This window comes from Pseudomonas sp. S07E 245 (assembly GCF_019599025.1).
GTDB lineage: Bacteria > Pseudomonadota > Gammaproteobacteria > Pseudomonadales > Pseudomonadaceae > Aquipseudomonas > Aquipseudomonas shirazensis.
Genome location: NZ_CP080625.1, coordinates 548,064 through 567,962 on the forward strand (window position 1 = coordinate 548,064; position 19,899 = coordinate 567,962).

The window sequence follows — 19,899 nt, forward strand, 5'->3', positions numbered from 1 at the left end:
ATGAACTCCAAGAGTCTGGTTTCCAGTCAAGCCGACAGCGGTGCCTACACCGACCTCAACCGCCTGACCTCGCTCAAGCATGGCGATCGTGACAGCGAAGCGAACGTGCGCAAGGTCGCCCAGGAGTTCGAGTCACTGTTCATCAGCGAGATGCTCAAGGCTTCGCGCAAGGCCAGTGACGTACTCGCTGAAGACAACGAGCTGAACACCGAGACGGTCAAGCAGTACCGTGACATGTACGACCAGCAGCTGTCCGTGAGTATGTCCCGCGAGGGCGGCGGCATCGGCTTGCAGGATGTGCTGGTGCGGCAATTGTCCAAGCAGAAGAACCCGGTCGCGACGCCCAACCCGTTCCTGCGCGGCGAGGGCGCAGGCCCTGCGCTGTGGGGGACCAAGGTGGCGACGCCGGTTCACGGCGATACCAGCAGTGCCGCGCGCAATGACGTCGCCGCGCTCAACTCGCGGCGCCTGTCGCTGCCTGGCAAGCTCACCGATCGGCTGCTGGCCGGCATCGTGCCGTCCGCCGGCAACCCGGCGCTTGACGGGCAACTGGTCAATGGCGTGGTCAAGGGCGACTGGGAGCCAGCGCAAGCGTTTGCTGCCGCCGATGGCGGTACGCGCATCCTCGGTCGGGCCATGGCCCAGCCACCGCTGGCGCCGAAAAGGGCCTTCGGCAACAGTGACGAATTCGTCTCGACCATGCTGCCAATGGCTGAACAAGCGGCCAAGCGCATCGGCATCGACCCGCGCTACCTGGTAGCCCAGGCCGCGCTGGAAACCGGCTGGGGCAAGTCGGTGATGCGCAACACCGATGGCAGCAGCAGCCACAACCTGTTCGGCATCAAGGCCACCGGCAGTTGGCAGGGCGGTGAAGCGCGGGCGATCACCAGCGAGTTCCGCGATGGCGCCTTCGTCAAGGAAACCGCCGCGTTCCGTTCCTACGACTCCTACCAGGACAGTTTCCACGACCTGGTCAGCCTGCTGCAGAACAATGCGCGCTATCAAGATGCGGTCAAGTCGGCCGATAACCCAGAACAGTTTGTGCGAGAGCTGCAGAAGGCCGGGTACGCAACCGACCCGAACTACGCCAGCAAGATCTCGCAGATCGCTAAACAGATGAAGTCGTACGAGAGCTACGCAATGCTCGGTACCACCACGCAACGTTAAGGGTAGAGAACCATGGCGAGTTTGCTCAATATTGGCATGTCAGGGCTTGGAGCCGCACAGTCGGGGTTGTACACCCTGGGTAACAACATCGCCAATGCCGATGTCGCCAGCTACTCGCGTCAGCAAAACGTGCAGAAGACCAGCGGCGGCCAGCAGACTGGCCAGGTCTTCATCGGTACCGGTACCACCCTGGCCGACGTGCGACGGGTGTACAACGCGTTTCTCGAGAACCAGTTGCGCACCACCACCTCGCTGTCCAGCGATGCCAACACCTACCTCAGCCAGATCACTCCGCTGGACAACGCCCTGTCCAGTGCCGATACCGGTATCACTGCAGCGCTGCAGAGCTTTTTCAGCGCCATGCAGGATGCCTCGGCCAAGCCGACCGAAGACGCCTCGCGCCAATTGCTGCTGACCAGCGCGCAGACCTTGGCCAAGCGTTTCAATACGTTGTCTGCCCAGCTCAATCAGCAGAACAGCAACACCAACAGCAACATGGCTTCGCTGGCCACTCAGGTCAACAACCTGACCAAGACCATTGCCGATCTCAACGAGCAGATCTCCAAGGTCAGCGTAGTCACCGGCCAGCCCAACGATCTGCTCGACCAGCGTGACGGTGCAGTCCGCCAGCTGACGTCACTGATCGGCGCCGATGTGGTCGAGCAAAAAAACGGCAACTACGACATCTACCTGAAGAACGGCCAGGCACTGGTATTGGGCAACACCACCCAGACCCTTGGCGTCGAGCCGAGCGCGGCCGACCCGACCCGCATGAGCCTGATCCTCAATCGCGGCTCGACCAAGATGGACATCACCAACAGCACCAGCGGTGGTGAGCTTGGCGGCCTGATCCGCTACCGCAAGGAAACCCTCGACCCGGCGCTCAACGAGCTCGGTCGCGTGGCACTGGTGGTGGCTGATGCAATCAACAGCCAATTGGCCCAAGGCATCGACAAGGAAGGTAACTTCGGCGCCAGCCTGTTCGGCGACATCAACAGCGCCAAGGCCATCAGCGAGCGCAGCATCGCCAAGCAGGGCAATGCCGGCACCGGCAATATCAACGTGACCATTGCCGACAGCGGCAAGCTTGGCACCAGCGACTATCAGGTTACCTTCAACAACCCGGCCAACCTGAAAGAATACACCGTGCGCAAGTTGCCGGAAGGCACCGACATGGGCACGCACAACCTCGACGACGACCCGGCGCCGGTGTTCGATGGTTTCAGCCTGTCGGGCAATGGCGGCACCTATGCTGCCGGTGACAGCTTCAAGATCACTCCTACGCGCAATGCTGCCGCCACCATCGAGTCGGTGCTGACCGACCCCAAGCGCCTGGCCATGGCCTCGCCGCTGACCGCTACCAGCGGTTCGGGCAACAAGGGCACTGGCGTGATCACCCAGCCAACCCTTACCACCAAGTTGGACATCTACGACGCAACCGAGCTGAACAAGCTGCAGACCGGCCTCAAGTATTCCACCCCGGTCAAACTGGTGTTCGGCGACGATGGCGCCTCGCCGCAGAGCTACACCCTGTACAACGCCAAGGGTGACTCGATCGGCACCGGCACGATCATCCCCGGCCAGGACAACAAGCTGCAATTGTCGGTGCCTTTGACCGATGCCAACGGCAATGCTCTAGGTGGCAATTTCACCTTCGAGATGAACGTCAACGGCGCGCCAAAAAACGGTGACAGCTACAGTGTGGCCTTGACTGGCTCAGGCTCGGCGGATAACCGCAATGCCCAGTCGGTGATCGACCTGCAAACCAGGTCCACCGTGGATGTAGGCGCCAACGGCAAGGGCATCAGCATCAGCGACGCCTATGCCAAGCTGGTCTCCAACGTAGGCGGCAAGGCCGGCCAGGCGAAGATGGACAGCGACGCCACCGGTGCATTGCAGAACTCTGCGTTGGACAGCCGCAATTCCTTGTCGGGGGTCTCGGTCGATGAAGAGACCGGCAACCTGATCAAGTTCCAGCAGTACTACACCGCGTCGTCGCAGATCATCAAGGCGGCCCAGGAAACCTTCGCCACCTTGATCAACAGCCTTTAAGGAGCCGTAGACCGTGCGCATTTCCACTTCGCAGTTCTACAACACCACCAGCGCCAACTATCAGCGCAACCTTGCCAACACGGTGAAGAGCCAGCAGGAAGCCAGCGACAACCTGCGCATCCGTACCGCGGCCGACGATCCGGTAGGCGCTGCGCGTCTGTTGCAGCTTGAGCAGCAACAGAACATGCTCAAGCAGTACAGCGGTAACATCACCAACGTGCGCAATGCCCTTGGCTCCAGCGAGAGCACGTTGAACGCTATCGGCAATGTCTTGCAGCGGGTAAATGAGCTAGCTGTGAGCTCTGGTAACGCAAGTTTCACTGACGCTGACCGCAAAGCCAATGCCGATGAATTGGCCTCGCTCGAGGAGCAGCTGTTCACGCTGATGAACAGCAAGGACGAGAACGGCAAATACCTGTTCTCGGGTTCCAAGGGCGATACCCAGCCGTATGTGAAGAATGCCGACGGCACCTTCAGCTATCAGGGTGACCAGACCAATCTGATGCTGCAGGTTGGCGACATGCTTAGCCTGGCGGCCAACGAAACCGGCTACAGCGCGTTCGAGCAGGCGCTCAATACCAGCCGCACCGAAACCTCGTTCAGCGACCCGCTGATGAATGACGGTCGCGTCAACCTGTCCAATGGTCAGGTGTCTGGCAACTCGACGTTCAATGACCGCTTCCGCGGCGGTGAGCCGTACGAGATCAGCTTCACCAGCAGTAGCCAGATGAAGATCATCGACAGAAATGGCCAAGACGTCACCAGCGAGGCGACTCAAGCCGGCGCATTCGATCCTGCCGGGGAAAACACCTCGATCAATTTCCGTGGGGTTGACCTGCGTCTGAAGGTCACCTTGCAGGCTGGAGATGACCCGGCGACTGCCCTCAATGGTCACAAGCTGGTGCTGGGCGCCAAGGCCGATACCGTCAGCGGCACGCGCAGCGCTGGCAATGGTCCTTCCGGCAGCCAGGTTACCGGCGTCAGCATTGTCGATGATGCCAAGTACAAGGCGGCATTTCCGGGTGGCGGGGCCATCCTGAGGTTCTCCGAAACCGATCCTACCCAGTTCGATCTGTACGCAGCGCCACTGAGCGCCAACAGCCGTCCAATTGACAGTGGTACCTTGAGCGGCACCGGTACTGCGCTTGATCCCTACGTCGCGACAGCCGCTGGTCTGAGTTTCACTCTGTCAGCGCCACCGGATGCTGGTGACTCCTTTGCACTCAAGGCAGATACCCATCAAACCCAGAACATGCTGGAAACCATCAGCCAGCTGCGCACCGCGCTGAGCACGCCGATGGATGACGATCCGGTCGCCCGGCAGAACTTCCTCGCGTCGCTGGATTCGGCAATCGGCAATATTGCCAGTGCTACCGACCAAGTCTCGGCATCGGTAAGTGCCATTGGTGGTCGCGGTCAGGCGCTGGATATCCAGGCCGAAACCAACGAGGCACTGAGCACCGAAAACAGTAAGACGCAGAGCTCGATCCGCGAAAGCGATCCTGCCGAGGTCATGCTACGTCTGCAGCGCCAGACCGACATGCTCAAGGCATCACTGCAGGCTTTTGCCAAGGTTGCGACGCTGTCGCTGGTCAACTACATCTGATCGCTTCGGCGCAGCTTCGCCGAGGAGCTGGCGCTGAGTTCTAGCAGGTCGTCAAGCAGCTGACTATGAGCCGGGCACCGCAGCTCGATGCGGTGCCGCCGGTCAGCTTCGACTACCTCGATTTACTGCTTTGAAGTGAGCTCCTGTGAACGCACACCCCCTTGTCACGATTGCCATCCCAGCGTTCAACCCTGAGTTCTTTCGCGCGACCTTGGTCAGTGCGCTGGCGCAGGATTATTCCAATCTGGAAGTGGTTGTCTGCGACGACAGTGCTGGGAGCGAAATCCAGAGCCTGTGCGTCGAGCTGGCACAAGCATCGCCGGTGCCTGTCCACTACACCCGCAACCCCAGCCGTCTTGGCCTTGCCAGCAACCTGCTGGCCTGCCTGTCGCGCGCCTCTGGTGAGTTGATCAAGGTTCTCTGTGATGACGACACGTTGTTCGGGGGTTGCATCAGTGCGCAGGCCAGAGTCCTGGCAGACTACCCGCAGGTGAGTCTTGTCATATGTCAGCGTCTGTTGTGCGCTGCCGATGATGTATTGCTACCCTCACGCTCGCTGAACTTTGTGATCTCCATGCAGAATGCAGTGCTGCATGGAACTGATTTGTTGGAGAGTATTTCCGATCATGCACCGAACCTGTTTGGTGGCCTCAGCCACGCGTTGATGCGGCGCGCGCAGGTCGGGCAGTACCTGGCAACCCTGGTCCAGGACGGCCAGGGCTTTGTCGCGCGGCTTGACCTCGCCTTGTATGCCTGCCTGCTGCGTCGTGGTCATCTGTGTAGCCTGAACCAGGTGCTCAGCCTCGAGCGCGTTCATCCAGGCCGGCTGAGCCTGCAGGGGAGCATGGTCGAGGCCTACAAGAGTGAAAGCGAATGGTTGATGCAGATGCTCGCGGCCCGCACCAGCGAAGCCGCGCCCGCCGATGGCTGGGTGCGTTACCAGGTGCTGGAGGAGTTTACCGGCGGCAGCGAGCAAGTCTGGGACGAGTTCAACCTGCGCCGCTATTTCTCGGCGCAGATGGCCAATTTCAACCAGCACATCGGCCATGACAGCCTGAGCTTTGCCGAGTTGTATGGCGAGTGGCTGGAATGCCGTACTTTGTCTGATGGCCAGCTGCGCTTGCTGCCCAAGCGCATCGAGCAGTGGCCTTCGCGGCCACGCATTGTCCCCGCAGTATTCTGCCGTGAGGGCGACGAGCGAGCATTGCGCCGGACGCTCGACAGCCTGGCCGTGCAATCCTATCCCGCGCAGCGAGTGCTGGTGATCGGCCCGGCCTCGCTGCAAGCCAGTGTCGGCCGCGACGTCGACTATCTGCTCGGCGACGAGTACGCGCAGGCTCTGCTAAATGGCTGGTTGCAGGACGATCAGCAAGCTGACTGGCTGCTGCTGATGCGTGCTGGCGATTGTCTGCAACCCCACGCGCTGGTGATCATGGCCGAGCGCATGGCGCTGCGCAGCGATATCCAGTGCCTGTATTTCGATGAAGGAGCGAATGACAATCTCGCACCGTCCGAGCCGGTATTCAAACCGGATTTCAACCTGGATTTGATGCGCAGCCTGCCCTATGTCGGCCGCCTGCTGGCGTTCAAAGCCAGCGGTGTGCGCGCACTGGGAGGCTGGGACGGGGAGTTCGGCGGGTTGGCAGCACACGATCTGCTCTGGCGTATGGTCGAGGCGCACGGGCCACAGGTGATTGAGCACATCGCCGAGGTGCTGGTGCAGTGCCAGTACCGTTATGCGGACTGGTTGCAGGAAAGCGCCAGCCACCCTCAGGCGGCGCGTATCGTGCAGGCCCATCTGCAGCGCCTGGCAATCGGTGCGAAGGTAGTCGCTGTCGAAGGCTCGCTGATCACCCGCGTGACCTATGAGCATCCACACGTGGCCAGCGTGTCAATTGTGATTCTCGCCGACGGCGAGCTGCAGGCGCTTATGCAGTGCGTCGAATCACTGTTCGCGCATACCGCCTACAGTGGCTTCGAGGTGCTGCTGGTGGCCGACGAAGACACCCCGGCGGCGCTGCTCGACTGGCTACAGGCGATGGCCGGCCTTGGCAGTGCGCAACTGCGCTGCATCAGCGTTATGGGGCGCGGCAGGGCTGCCAGCTTGAATCAGGCCAGCGTCCACGCCTGCGGCGACTACCTGTTGTTTGTCGACAGTGGCTGCCTGCTGTTTGACGATCAGTGGCTGGCCGAGATGATGCACCACGCTCAGCGTCCCGAGGTGGGGGTGGTCGGGCCGAAGCTGCTGGATCCTACTGGCGCTGTAATCTCTGCGGGTATGGTGCTCGGTATGCAAGGGGCAGCTGGCAGTGCGTTTGCGTCCTGCGCCGGCAACGCCGAAAGTTACATGAATCGCTTGAGCCTGGTCCAGAACTGGAGCGCGCTGAGTCTGGATTGCCTGTTGGTGCGGCGTGAGCTGTTTGATGCCTTGGGCGGATTCGAGGCGCTGGCATTGCAACACCAGTTGCACGACGCCGACCTGTGCCTGCGCGCTCGTACCGCCGGCTATCTGGCAGTGTGGACGCCATTCTCCAGAGTCGCCCGCACTCCTCATAGCGACCCGCAGGTGGCGACGCAAGCCGAGGAAAACGACCGTCTGGCGTTCTATGAGCGCTGGCTGGCGTGGGTCGCGTTGGATCCGGCCTACAATCGCAACCTCAGCCTGGTAGTGCCCAACTTCAATTTTGAACCGGGGCTGCGCAATGGCTGGGATCCTTTCATAGCTCGGGCCATGCCATCGGTGCTGGCGCTACCGACCAACGCCACAGCGATCGGCCACTACCGGGTAATTCAACCGTTTGTCGAACTCGAGCGGGCCGGCTGGGTGCAGGGACGCATCGATTACAGCGCCTCTGGCCTGGTCGAACTCGAGCGCGAAAAGCCCGATGTAATGATCCTGCAGTGCCGCTACACCCCGGGCAACATCCATGACATGACTCAGTACAAGCGTTTCTCCAACGCGCGCCGTGTGTATGAGCTGGATGACTACATCATCGAGCCTGCGAAGAAGAACGATCATGCCCGCAACATGCCCGGCAATATGCGCGAGCTGGTCGGTCAGGCCATTGCCCTGTGTGATCGAGTCGTGGTTTCGACCGAGCCGCTGGCCGATGCGCTGTCGCATTTGCATCACGATATCCGCGTAGTCCCGAACATGCTCGCGGCGGGATTGTGGACAGGCCTTGCCAGTCAGCGTCAGACCAGTGCACGGCCGCGGGTAGGCTGGGCGGGGGGCACCAGTCACCGGGGTGACCTTGAGCTGTTGGAGGATGTTGTCAAAACGCTCGCCGATGAAGTCGATTGGGTGTTCTTCGGTATGTGTCCAGAGCCCCTGCGGCCGTATGTGAAGGAGTTCCATGAAGGGATCTCGTTCAGCCAGTACCCGGCCAGGCTGGCCAGTCTGAACCTCGACCTGGCGCTGGCGCCGCTCGAGCGCAACCTGTTCAACGACTGCAAGAGCAACCTGCGTCTGCTCGAATACGGTGCCTGTGGCTTCCCGGTGATCTGCAGCGACACCAAGGCCTATTCCGGATATCTGCCATGTACTCGGGTGCGAGAGAACACCAGTGATCACTGGCTTGAGGCGATTCGGATGCACCTGGCCGACCCATTGGCCAGTTACCGCCAGGGTGATGCCCTGCGAGAGGCAGTGCTGCGCGACTACATACTCAACGAACATCATCTGCAGCATTGGGCGAATGCCTGGCTGGCGGACTGACCTTTGGCACCTGCTCCTGGTGGGTGCTGCAACGACCATTTCAACAGGTGTCATATGATCGAAATCGCAATCGGGTCCGCCAGTGATGTGACCGTGGTCCTGCTCGGGCATGACCAGGCAGGTCATCGCCCTCGGGCGCTTCACTACTATCGTGCGGCGGAGGTTGCCTGTGTGGCCGTGGAGCCGCTGCTGACGGGCACTTCGAGCGCAACGTGCAGCGCACGGCTGCTCGCAACGCTGACGGCAGTAGAGACGCCTTTGGTCATGCTGACGTTGGATGCCGATTTTGTCATCCCGACCGCGCTCGCTTGCGCTCAGGCACGTCTGCGCGAGTTGCCCCAGGCAATCGCAGCGCAGGGTTATGCCTTGGCGTATCAAGCTGACAGCGCCCGGCTAACTTATCACGCTGTCGGCACTGCCCTGGAGCATGCTGATGCCGGCAACGTCCGTGCGCGTCTGCAACAGTACGCACAGACCGGGCTGCAGGCCTGGCGCGCTGTGGTGCGCTTGGCAGACCTGCAGGTAGCTGTAGCGAGTGTACCGGACGACCTCGATTTCGCGGGCTGGCGCCTTGCGCTGTCATGGGCGATTCTGGCTCGTGGCGACGTGGCGATACTGCACCAGACTGATGTCGTGTGTGAACTCGCAACGGATCAGGCCAGCGCGCATGCGCGCGAAGAGCAACTGGCCAGCGCTGTGCGCTTGCTGCGGCAGTGGGACAGTGCGGGGCAAGGTATCGCTGCCGATGAGCACGGCTTTGAACTGGTCAACAACTTTGTCCGGCAGACTTGGGATCAGCAGCAGGCGCGTTTGCTGGTAACTTCGCGCTGGAGCAGTGTGATCGATGACCCGGAGCGTGATTTCGAGCCGCGCCAGCACGTCGAACTGCCTTACTACAATGCACAGCTGTTTGCTCAGCTGACGGCGGTGGAGTTCCTCTGTCATGCGTGGCCGACCGGTCAGCAGCATCAGTATGCGCTGGAAGGGGTGTGGGTGCGCCAGGGCGAACTGATGCGCGAGCACGCCAATGACACCCCAGAAAGCCTGGTCGAGCGCTACTGGCAGGCACTCTCTCTGGGCTTGTTCAGTCGCGAAGTGTGCCGGCGCTTGCAACTGATGCTGCTTGATGATGCCGACTCGGCCCGCGCCCGCGAACTGGCCAACTGGCTCGAGCGCCTTGGGCAAGTACCAGGCGCCGACAGTCAGCAGTTGCTCCAGGCAACACCTTCGGGCCAAGTCCTGGCAGCTATCGAAGCCAGTACTCCGGATGAGCAAGGTCGGACACGGGTGCTGGCGCATCTGGCACGCAACCCAGCTGCGACTGTCTGCTTTGTGCTGGTGGACCTGGGCAACGATGACGCCGCTCTGCAAGCGAGCTTCGACAGCCTGCTGGCCAGCGGCATGCGCAACTTCAAACTGGTGGTGCTCAAAGCCGGTCGACCGCCGGCGGTCACCACCCCGCGCGACACCTTGCACTTTGTTCAGGTGACAGAGGGCAACTGGGTCTCGCACCTCAACCGCATCGTCAACCAACTGACCAGCGAGTGGCTGATGCTGCTGCAGGCCGGTGACACGTTGCTTGCCGGCGGCCTTTTGCGTCTTCTGGCAGAGCTTGCAGATGCACCGGTCTGTCAGGCTATTGCCAGTAATGAAGTTCAGCGCGACAGCGATGGGCGACTGCTCGCCGTAGTGCGGCCTGGCAGCAATCTGGATTTGCTGCGCAGTCAGCCCGGGCTGATGTCGCGCCATTGGCTGGTGCGGCGTGAGGCGGTGGTCGAGCTGGGCGGTTACAGCGAAACCTGCCCGCATGCACTGGAGTTAGATCTGTTGCTACGCCTGGTCGAGAGCCAGGGACAAGGCAGCCTGGCGCACATGGATGAATACCTGGTGATTGGCCAGCAGGCCACGCCAGCACTGGCCACCGAAGCGCTCGGCGTGCTCAATCGGCACCTCGCCCAGCTGGGATACCGCGGCCATGTGCGTGCGCAGGAGGCGGGCGCACTGAGCATCGACTTCCGCCACTCGGCGACGCCACTGGTGAGCATCTTGCTGGCTAATCAAGGCGATATGGCGCAACTGCAGGCGTGTCTGACCGGCATCCTGCAGCGTACCCGTTACCCACGCTATGAAGTATTGGTCGCACGGCCTGTCGAAGGCGGCTCGACTTCGGGTGAGGCGCAGGCGTTCGGCAGTCGCGTGCGTCTGGTCAGCGCTCCGACGGGCAGTTCGCGTAGCCAACTGCTGTCGTTGGCGGCTGCAGAAGCGCGTGGTGAATACCTGTTGCTGTTGTCCGAAGCCTGTCAGGTGATCAACCCCGCCTGGATCGAAGCCTTGCTCAACGAAGCTCAGCGTCCTGAGGTGGGTGTGGTTGGCGCGCGTCTATGGGCGCCTGACGGCACCTTGGCGCACGCCGGCTATGCCCTCCTGGAAGGTGCGCAGGTGCACAGTCCATGGCAGAGCTTCACTGCGCAGCGGAGTGCTGCAGATCGCTGGCCGCTTTCTGTACGTAGTTGTGATGCGGTCAGCGGCGATTGCCTGATGGTGCGCAAGGAGGTGTTCGACGCGTGTGGTGGTTTGGCCAGGCGGGACGGTGCTGATATCGAGTTGTGCCTCACAGCACGCGCTACCGGCTTGATGGTGGTGTGGACGCCGCGGGCCGAGCTACTGCTCACCGCACAGTGTGCGGTCCAGGCTGGCCATGAGCTGGCAGAGCGCTGGCCGCATGCGTTTAGCGGCCAGCTAAGGGGGGGGATTGACGCACCTGGGCCGGTCGCGCCCGCAAGCCTGCAGTGGCTCGCCCAGCTCGGTTAAGTGGCGCGGGAATTGCAAAGCCGGGCTTAGTGCCCGGCTTTTTCGTCGCTGGGCGGCAAATTATTGACAGGGCAGGGCGACGCCAGTTGTGCTGCGGCGTGCGCGAGGTTCGGGATGCAGAAAAAAGTGGCCGTGGTGCAGTCCAATTACATTCCGTGGAAGGGCTATTTCGACTTGATTCGCAGTGTCGACGCGTTTGTTCTGTACGACGATGTGCAGTACACCCGACGCGACTGGCGTAACCGCAACAAAATCAAGACCGCCCAAGGTGAGCATTGGCTGACCATTGCCGTGAAGAACCGTGGGCGGTATGAGCAGTTGATCAACGAAGTTGAAGTCAGCGACGCGGACTGGGCGGCTCAACACTGGAAAACGATCGAGATGAGTTACCGCCGCGCGCCGTGTTTTGCGCAGATGGAAGCACCGCTGCGTGCTCTGTTCGAGCAGGCCGCCAAGCTCCAGCATCTGTCCAGCATCAATCATCTACTGATCGCTGGGCTGTGCCCGCTGTTGGGCATCCACACCCCGCTTTATCGCTCCGAAGATCTGCCCGGTGCTGATGGTCGCAATGAGCGCTTGATCCAGCTTTGCCTGGCTTTGGGCGCCAGCGAATATCTGTCCGGGCCTGCCGCCAGTTCCTACATGGATGAAGCGGCGTTCGCCGCTGCCGGGCTCGACGTTTCGTACATGAATTATGCCGGTTATCCCGAATACCCGCAGATGTACGGTGAGTTCGCGCATGCGCTGAGTGTTATCGACCTTTTGTTCAACACCGGAGCAGATGCCCCGGCTTTCCTGGAGCGCCGGGCGTGAGCGAAAACATCCTGCAGGACGTCGAGGCTTACTATTCGTCGCGTATCCGCAGTCATGGAGCGACCCCCGAGGGGGTCGACTGGAATGGCCCCGATTCGCAGCAGCTGCGCTTTGAGCAGTTGCTCAAGCTGGTCCCGCTCGCGGAGCGTGAGCAGGGGTTCAGCCTGATCGACGTCGGCTGCGGCTATGGTGCCCTGCTGACTTGGCTGCGCGAGCGCAGCTTCGCGGTTGACTACCATGGATACGACCTGTCGGCGGAAATGATCAACGCTGCGCTTGCCACGCATGGCAGCGACGCCAATGCCTTTTTCGAAGTGGCCGCAGCGCCCTCGCGCCAGGCTGACTACGCCGTGGCGAGCGGTATCTTCAATGTCTGCCAACAGACATCAGCTGAGGCCTGGCAAGGCTATATCGCCGAGGTCTTGCGTTGTATGGATGCCAGCAGCCGCAAGGGCTTTGCCTTCAACTGCCTGACCAGCTATTCCGACCCACCGTTCATGCGCGATTACCTTCATTACGCTGATCCGTGCTTTTACTTTGATCTGTGCAAAAGAACCTACTCCAGACAGGTGTCACTCTTGCACGACTACGGCTTGTACGAGTTCACCCTGCTGGTGCGCAAGGCATCGTAAGCGGCCGTCCGGTTTTCCTGTTTCCTGGAGATTCACATGCTCAAAAGCGGTTCCACTTCTGTTACCCAGTCTGACGAAAGCCAGCTCGAGGCTCGCGAGCAACTCTGGCAGGCGTTCACCAAGGCGCCGCTGGACGACGCCGAGAAAGAACGCAACCTGGGATTGTTCATCCGCTCAGCTTCGCTGGCGCGACTGCTGGCGATTTCCGACCTGTACCGGGAAATCGTTCATTTGCCGGGCTCGATTCTCGACTTCGGCACCTGGCGCGGGCAGAACGCCGTGCTCTGTGAAAACCTGCGAGCAGTATTCGAACCGTTCAACAAGCAACGTCGCCTTGCCGCGTTCGATACTTTTGCCGGCTACAAGTCGCATGACAATGACGGCAAGGTCAACAACGAGCACTTCCAGGACGGTTGCTACCACACCGGCAACGGCTACGCCGACTATCTGCGTCACCTGCTCGGTCTGCACGAAAGCATCAATGCGTTGCCACAGGTGCCCAGTGGTCACCAAGTGGTCGAAGGGGACATCAAGGACACCCTGCCGCCGTTCATTGAAGACAACCGCAACTTGCTGGTAGCGCTGGCGTTCTTCGACATGAATCTGGAAGGGCCGACGCGCTTCGCCCTTGAACAGATTCTGCCGCGCTGCGTACCCGGCTCGTTGCTGGTGTTCTTCCAGTTGCAGCGCGACTTCCTCCCCGGCGAGGGCTATGCCTATGCTGCCGACGTGCTGGGTAAGGTACGCCATGAGATCAAGCGCTCAGAAACCTACCCGTCGCTGTGTATCGTCAAGCTGCTCTGAGGAGGACTGCGCATGTTCCTTATCATTGGTAATGGCATGGTTGGCCTGGCTATCGCAGCGGGTTTGTCGCGCAGTGTGCCGGCTGATCAGATTCAGGTCATCGGCCCCGCCGACCGAACCAACAGTGCCTCGATGGCCGCTGCGGCGATGCTCAACTCGTTTGCCGAGCTTGAGCCGGGCGCGCTCGATCAGCCGCGAGATCGGCTCAAGTTCGAATTGAGTCAGGCCTCTGCGCGCTTGTGGGGCAACTTTGTCGAGGAGTTCGACATCCCTGCTGCCCACTACCGCTTGGGTACCGTGCTGGTCAACAACAATGCCTCAAACGCATTTGAAGACGCGGCATTCGATGCCATCGCCGGTTACCTGGACGAGTTCGCCGAGCCCTTCGAGCGAATCGAACCGAATATGGAGCCGGCCTATATGCCAGGTTCCAGCTACCGCAGCCGGCAGGCGTTGTTCCTGCCACGTGAAGGCGTGGTCAATCCCGACGGAGTAATCCATGCGTTGCAAGCGAGCCTGGTCAAGCGCGGCGTGCGCTTTATTGACGGCACTGTACAGGCGCTGGACAAGGTTGGCGGGTGCACCCGCGGTGTGACCCTGGCAGATGGCCGCGTGCTGGCAGGCGAGCGCGTTGTGCTGGCCAACGGCAGCATGGCCACCCGGCTCTGGCAAGAGCAGGACTGCATCCGCGTGATCAATGGCGTCGGCGCCACCGTAGTGCTGAAAAACCCTGGCATCAAGGGTCGCTATGTACTGCGCACACCAAATCGTGGTGGCGCCTGTGGCATCTACCATGCGCCCTATCAGGATGACTTGTTCGTGGTCGGCGCGACCAACCTGGTGACCACTGTCGATGAGCAGTATCCGCGCGCCGAAGCGGTTGCCGCGTTGATCAACGGCGCGATCAATCAGGTCAACCAGATGCACCGTGCCAGTGGCCTGGTGCGCTACAACTTTGGCTATCGTCCTGTCAGTCTCGATGGCTATCCGGTGCTCGGTCAGCTCAATGACAACACATTCATTGCCACCGGCACGCGCCGCGATGGCTACCACTTTGCTCCATGGCTGGCCGATAACTTCGCCGCACTGCTGCTCGACAAGCCGATTACAGGGCAAGCGCGTGCCTACTTTGAGCATGCCCGGCCGCAGCGCAGCGCGCTGCTCGACCAGCCGATCGAGGCCTGCTGCCGCAAGTACGCAGCCGTCAAATGCTCTGCGCTTTCGCAGCACGGCTATGACGCTGGCCACACCGATGCCGACCAGGCGATGGAGCAGTTCTACTATCACCGGGCCCGCGATTTTTTCGAGATGCACGGGCTTGAGCAGGCGATACAGGTGGACTTCCTCGATGCCTTGATCGGCGGCTATCTGTCGCTGGACGACTTCACCTGAAACGCGTGACCGGAGAAACGAACGTGGACAAGCAGGTTATTCCTTTCAACAAGCCTTTTGTGGTTGGCAAAGAGCTGTTCTATATCGCACAGGCGGTCATGAACGGTGGCATTGCCGGCGATGGTCACTTCAGCCGGCTGTGCCATCAGTGGCTGGAAAGCAATCTTGGTTGCCACAAGGCATTGTTGACGCACTCGTGTACCGCTGCCTTGGAGATGGCTGCGATCCTGGCTGACGTGGGGCCTGGTGATGAAGTCATCATGCCGTCGTTCACCTTCGTTTCCACCGCCAACGCCTTTGTCCTGCGCGGCGCGATACCCGTGTTTGTCGATATCCGCCAGGACAGCCTCAATCTCGACGAGCGCTTGGTTGAAGCGGCCATTACCGAGCGCACCAAGGCGATCGTGGCGGTGCACTATGCCGGCCAGCCTTGTGACATGGACGCGCTGATGCGGATCTGCGAGAAGCACGGCTTGATGCTTATCGAAGATGCTGCACAGGCTATTCTGGCTCGGCAGAAGACGCGTGCGCTAGGCACCATTGGCCACCTTGGCTGCCTGAGTTTTCACGAGACCAAGAACGTCATTAGCGGGGAAGGCGGTGCATTGTTGATCAATGATCCGAAGCTGATCGAGCGCGCCGAGATAATCTGGCAGAAAGGCACCAACCGCAAGGCGTTCGCCCGTGGCGAAGTCAGCAAATACACCTGGGTTGACGTTGGCTCGTCCTTTCTCCCAAGTGAGTTGACCGCAGCGTTCCTGTACGCACAGTTGGAGCAGGGGGAAAGCATCAACGATCATCGGCGATCGTTGTATGAGGCTTATTACAATCAGCTCGGCGCGCTGGAAGTTGACGGTTGTTTCACCCTGCCGCGCACACCGGGCGGCAAGCCGGCCAATGCACACATCTTCTACGTGTTGATGCGTAGCAGTGTCGAGCGGGACGCGTTGATCCGCTTCCTGCGCGAGCGTGAGATCTATGCGGTGTTCCATTATGTACCTTTGCACGACTCGCCGGCAGGTCTGCGCTTTTCGCGTAGCGTCGGAGAGCTGCCGATAACCCGCAAGGTTTCCGACTGTCTGGTGCGTCTGCCGCTGTTCTCCGACATGGCGGGTTGCCAGGTCGATGAGGTTTGCGCGGCCATTCAGGACTTTTTCACCCAGCTCACTAGCGCTTGAAACCCAAGCGCAGTCGCCCCGATTCTGGAGTTTCAACCGATGTCCAATCCTGCGCTGGGTCAGGGTTGCTCACCCGAGCAAGCTCTGGCCAATCTGCGGCAGCTGTACGCCAGGCCAGAGCATCCTTATTACATCCTGGCGCCGGACTACCGGGAAACCTCCTCAGGCATTGCCTCGCTGCACTACCTCTGCCATCTGCTCAATCTGCGCGGGCGAGAGGCCTATATTCTGGGTAAGGCTCAGGTCAACCCAGACCTGAAAACACCTTTGCTCGATGCTCAGGCGGCCCAGCGTCATGTCGATACTGGCCAGGTACCGATTGCGATCTATCCAGAGGTCGTCGAAGGCAATCCGTTCGAGTGCTCGGTGGTGGCGCGTTTCCTGTTGAACTTCGAAGGGTTCATCACTGGCCGCGGTATGGCTGCTGCTCCATCCGACCTGTTGTTCTATTCCGGCGCGTTGATTGCAGCGCGTCACGGTAACCCCGAAGGCGACCTGCTGTGCCTGCCGACCATCAATGTCGATCTGTTTTGTGCAGCTGCGCCCGGGACCGTGCGCGAGGGCACGTACCTGTACCAGAACCGCTTCGCATTGGAGCAGATCGACTATTCGCAGTTGCCGGCCGACATTCGCCTGCTGAGCATGGCCAATGCCCTGACCCTTGCCCAACTTGCTGATCTTTTGCGCAAAGCGCAGGTGATGTACACCCACGAGTGGTCGATGACGTGCGTGATTGCCGTGCTCTGTGGTTGCCCGGTGATTTTCATACCGGGTCATGGCATTGATCAGCAGTTCCTTGATGCCAGCTTTGTCGGTAGCAGCGGTTTTGCCATGCTCGATCAGCCCGATGCATTGCGCCACGCCAGCGCTGGCGTCGAAGGTGCATTGCAACGCTACGTTGAGCGTACCGCGCCGTTCTGGCAGCAACTTGAAGTGTTTGTCGACAAGACCCAGCAGGCCGCGCGGCGTGAGCAACAGGGCAATGCCCTGGGTGTTCTGGGCTGGCTGCGGCAGCGTTATCCGCTGGCTGAGCCGCTGCGCCTGATCAACGCAAAACTTGACGCAGCTGCGGCACCCACGATTGCCGTAGTTGTGCGCGCCAGCGCCGATCAGGTGGCTCTGGCGCGCACCCTGGACAGCCTGCAGCGCAGCCTTTACAAGCGTCTGGAGGTGATCGTTCTGAGCCGCGATGAGCCGGATCAAGCAACGGCGCGGTGGCTGCCAGGTGATTCAGAGCAATGGCAGGCGCCGGTCAACACATTACTCGCGGACAGCACCAGTGACTGGTTCATGCTGGTCGAGGCGGGTGTCGAATTTACCGCCAGCGGCATGCTGATGGTGGCCTTGAAACTACTTGAGACCCCGCCCAGTTGTCTGGCGCTGTTCGGCGACGAAGCGGTACGCCTGGACGGTGGAGCTGTTGACCTCTGCCTGCGGCCGGAACTGAACCTTGATCTGCTGCTGGCGCAGCCTGCCAGCCTGGCCCGACACTGGTTGTACCGACGCCTCGCCGTGCTGAGCCAGCAAGGTTTCGGTCTGGCCAGCGGAGCGGCGGCGGAGCTGGCCTGCCAGCTGCGATTGCTCAACGAGCACGGGCTGAGTTGCGTAGCCCACGTCAGCGAGCCCCTGTTGGTCGCCGACGGTGCGCCTGTCCGCGACTGCCCTGACGAGCGCGCTGTGATTGCAGCGCATCTATACGAGCGCGGTTATGCCCAGGCACAAGTACTGGCGCTGGCGCAGGCGGCTGGCTGTTACCGTATCGATTACCAGCACGCGCAGCAGGCCACCGTCAGTATCATGATCTATGTGCAAGGTGGTCTTGTGCAGTTGCAGCGTTGTCTGGAAATCCTCCTCACGCAAACCACCCACTCTGCTTACGAAATCGTCCTGATCGAGCCGGGGTCCGACGATCCAGCTGTGGCGCAGTGGCTGGAGATGGTCAGCCAGATTGACCAGGCGCGCTTCCAGGTGCTGCGGTTCATGCCTGGCCAGTCACGCGCTGCCTTGTGCAATGCTGCGGCGCAGGAGGCTCGCGGTGATTATCTGGTCTGGCTTGATGCTGGCGTCAGTGTGCTTGACGGGGGCTGGCTGCAGACGCTGCTCAACCAGGCCCAGCGCCCGGAAGTAGGGGCCGTGGCCGGCAAGTTGCAGACAGGCACTGGCTTGCTCCACCGCGCCGCGCTGGTACTAGGCCTGGGCGGCAGTGTGAGTAGCGGCGTAGACGGCGCTGCCCATGACCATGTCGGCTACATGGGCAGGTTATGGCTGGAACATGATTGCAGCGCGCTTGCGGATGAGTGTCTGATGGTCCGCCGCGACAGTTTCCTGCAGGTAGGCGGTTTTGCGCTCGATCCTTTGCTGGTGCCTTGGGTCGGCGCGGATTTGTGCCTCAAGCTGCAGCAGGCCGGCTACCTTAACGTCTGGACCCCTTATGCACGGTTTTTGATCGAAGCTGAAGTGGTCTCGCCACCCGGCGCCGATGAAGAAGATGCGCTGTTCGCCCGCTGGCTACCGCAATTGCTGCACGACGCTTGCTACAACGAGAATTTCTCGTTGGTGGCAGGCGAGGCCTTCGCAGTGCAAAGCAATGCCATGAGCTGGCGTCCACTCAAGGACATCGCGCCTACCGTCCTGGTGTTGGCCTCTGCTTGCGAGGGGGATGGCCAGTTGCGTCTGATCCAGCCCCACCAAGCCCTTGGCCGCGCAGGTCTGATCGATGGCACGGTTCATATGGGCTTGATGTCGCCCGTGCAGATCGAGCGCTTTGCGCCTGCAAGTATTGTCATGCAGCGGCCGATTGACGAAGACCAACTGTTGACGCTGCGCCGCTTGAGAGCGTTCTCGCAGGCCTTCAAGATTTGTGACCTGGATGGCTTTGCGCCGGGCCTGGCAGCTGGAGGCGGCGCTGCCGCTCTGTTGGAGCACCTTCAGCCGGGATTGATGCAGGCGGACCGCGTTGTGGTTTCCAGCCCTGTGCTGGCTGACCTGTTGCGTGGGGCACATGACGATATTCGCTTGCTTGAGAGTGCGTTGTCGGCAGATTGGGGTCGCCTGCAAGGGCAGCGCCGCACGGCTGAGCGGGCGCGCGTGGGATGGCTGGGCAGCACAGACGCCGCTCTGCTTGAAGTGGTCGTGCCAGCGCTTGCCAATGAGGTCGATTGGGTGGTGATCGGCGAGTGTCCGTCCGTGCTGCAGCCATTTGTCAAAGAGCTGCACCCGGCAGTTGAGCCTGGACAGTTGGGGCTGGCATTGGCGGCACTGAATCTGGATCTGGCGCTGGTGCCGCTTGCCGATACGCTGGTCAATGCGTGTGGGAGTGACTTGCGAGTGCTGCAGCACGCGGCCTGTGGTCATCCGGTAGTCTGTAGTCGGGTGGCCGGATTGGCCGGTGCGGACAGTTTGCCGCTGTCGCGGGTGGCTAACCAGACAGAGGAGTGGTTGCGGGCAATTCGCCTGCACCTAGAGGATCGCGATGCATCTGCAGCCTTGGGCGATGCGCTGCAGGCGGCTGTCCGTGCTGACTGGTTGCTGGCCGGGCCGCGTCTGCAGGCCTGGCGTCAGGTGTGGCTGGAGCGCTAGTCTGCGCGTGGGCAGGGCGCGCCGTGAGATGATCGACGGTCGGGCCGTGGCTTTCTTTGCAGAGCGCGCAGGAGGGTGATTCTCGATTGTCTGGTGAGTCGTGACTTGGCAGTCGAAACGTGCATCTTTACTCTATTGGGTCAGCGG

11 protein-coding genes are annotated in these 19,899 nt (G+C 61.1%); all 11 read left to right on the forward strand.

Annotated features, from left to right (window positions below):
* The 11 genes from flgJ (at nucleotide 1) to K3F44_RS02635 (ending at nucleotide 19,752) form a co-directional block, all read left to right on the forward strand.
* Nucleotides 1-1,167 carry a flagellar assembly peptidoglycan hydrolase FlgJ gene (gene flgJ / locus K3F44_RS02585; protein ID WP_220633278.1) on the forward strand — a complete coding sequence of 389 codons (1,167 nt, stop codon included), beginning with the start codon at nucleotides 1-3 and terminating at the stop codon, nucleotides 1,165-1,167.
* A gap of 12 nt (nucleotides 1,168-1,179) precedes the next feature.
* Complete coding sequence (gene flgK / locus K3F44_RS02590; protein ID WP_220633279.1) at nucleotides 1,180-3,219, forward strand: flagellar hook-associated protein FlgK; 2,040 nt, start codon at nucleotides 1,180-1,182, stop codon at nucleotides 3,217-3,219.
* Between the two features lie 13 nt (nucleotides 3,220-3,232).
* A complete protein-coding gene (locus K3F44_RS02595; protein WP_220633280.1) occupies nucleotides 3,233-4,825 on the forward strand; it encodes a flagellar hook-associated protein 3 in 1,593 nt (530 codons plus the stop codon).
* 145 nt (nucleotides 4,826-4,970) lie between these two features.
* Nucleotides 4,971-8,543 carry a glycosyltransferase gene (locus tag K3F44_RS02600; RefSeq protein WP_220633281.1) on the forward strand — a complete coding sequence of 1,191 codons (3,573 nt, stop codon included), beginning with the start codon at nucleotides 4,971-4,973 and terminating at the stop codon, nucleotides 8,541-8,543.
* Nucleotides 8,544-8,597: 54 nt separating this feature from the next.
* Complete coding sequence (locus K3F44_RS02605; RefSeq protein WP_220633282.1) at nucleotides 8,598-11,354, forward strand: glycosyltransferase; 2,757 nt, start codon at nucleotides 8,598-8,600, stop codon at nucleotides 11,352-11,354.
* A gap of 114 nt (nucleotides 11,355-11,468) precedes the next feature.
* The gene (locus tag K3F44_RS02610; RefSeq protein WP_220633283.1) at nucleotides 11,469-12,167 is read left to right on the forward strand and encodes a WbqC family protein; all 699 of its coding nucleotides are present in this window, start codon (nucleotides 11,469-11,471) and stop codon (nucleotides 12,165-12,167) included.
* Nucleotides 12,164-12,799: a class I SAM-dependent methyltransferase gene (locus K3F44_RS02615; RefSeq protein WP_103436635.1), complete on the forward strand. Its 636-nt coding sequence runs from the start codon at nucleotides 12,164-12,166 to the stop codon at nucleotides 12,797-12,799. Before K3F44_RS02610 ends, K3F44_RS02615 begins: the two co-directional genes overlap by 4 nt.
* Before the next feature lie 36 nt (nucleotides 12,800-12,835).
* Nucleotides 12,836-13,603: a hypothetical protein gene (locus K3F44_RS02620; protein ID WP_181107582.1), complete on the forward strand. Its 768-nt coding sequence runs from the start codon at nucleotides 12,836-12,838 to the stop codon at nucleotides 13,601-13,603.
* 12 nt (nucleotides 13,604-13,615) lie between these two features.
* A complete protein-coding gene (locus tag K3F44_RS02625) occupies nucleotides 13,616-14,995 on the forward strand; it encodes an FAD-binding oxidoreductase (protein ID WP_220633284.1) in 1,380 nt (459 codons plus the stop codon).
* A gap of 23 nt (nucleotides 14,996-15,018) precedes the next feature.
* Nucleotides 15,019-16,173, forward strand: coding sequence for a dTDP-4-amino-4,6-dideoxygalactose transaminase (gene rffA / locus K3F44_RS02630; RefSeq protein WP_181107584.1), 1,155 nt, complete (start codon nucleotides 15,019-15,021; stop codon nucleotides 16,171-16,173).
* A gap of 39 nt (nucleotides 16,174-16,212) precedes the next feature.
* Entirely contained in the window at nucleotides 16,213-19,752 is a 3,540-nt protein-coding gene (locus tag K3F44_RS02635) for a glycosyltransferase (RefSeq protein WP_220633285.1), read from the forward strand.
* The last annotated feature ends 147 nt before the right edge of the window (nucleotides 19,753-19,899 follow it).

Bases quoted from the DNA above. Each gene is read 5' to 3' on its own strand.
- flgJ (WP_220633278.1), top strand. From the start codon at position 1: ATGAACTCCAAGAGTCTGGTTTCCAGTCAAGCCGACAGCGGTGCCTAC.
- flgK (WP_220633279.1), top strand. From the start codon at position 1,180: ATGGCGAGTTTGCTCAATATTGGCATGTCAGGGCTTGGAGCCGCACAG.
- K3F44_RS02605 (WP_220633282.1), top strand. From the start codon at position 8,598: ATGATCGAAATCGCAATCGGGTCCGCCAGTGATGTGACCGTGGTCCTG.
- K3F44_RS02610 (WP_220633283.1), top strand. From the start codon at position 11,469: ATGCAGAAAAAAGTGGCCGTGGTGCAGTCCAATTACATTCCGTGGAAG.
- K3F44_RS02620 (WP_181107582.1), top strand. From the start codon at position 12,836: ATGCTCAAAAGCGGTTCCACTTCTGTTACCCAGTCTGACGAAAGCCAG.
- K3F44_RS02625 (WP_220633284.1), top strand. From the start codon at position 13,616: ATGTTCCTTATCATTGGTAATGGCATGGTTGGCCTGGCTATCGCAGCG.
- K3F44_RS02635 (WP_220633285.1), top strand. From the start codon at position 16,213: ATGTCCAATCCTGCGCTGGGTCAGGGTTGCTCACCCGAGCAAGCTCTG.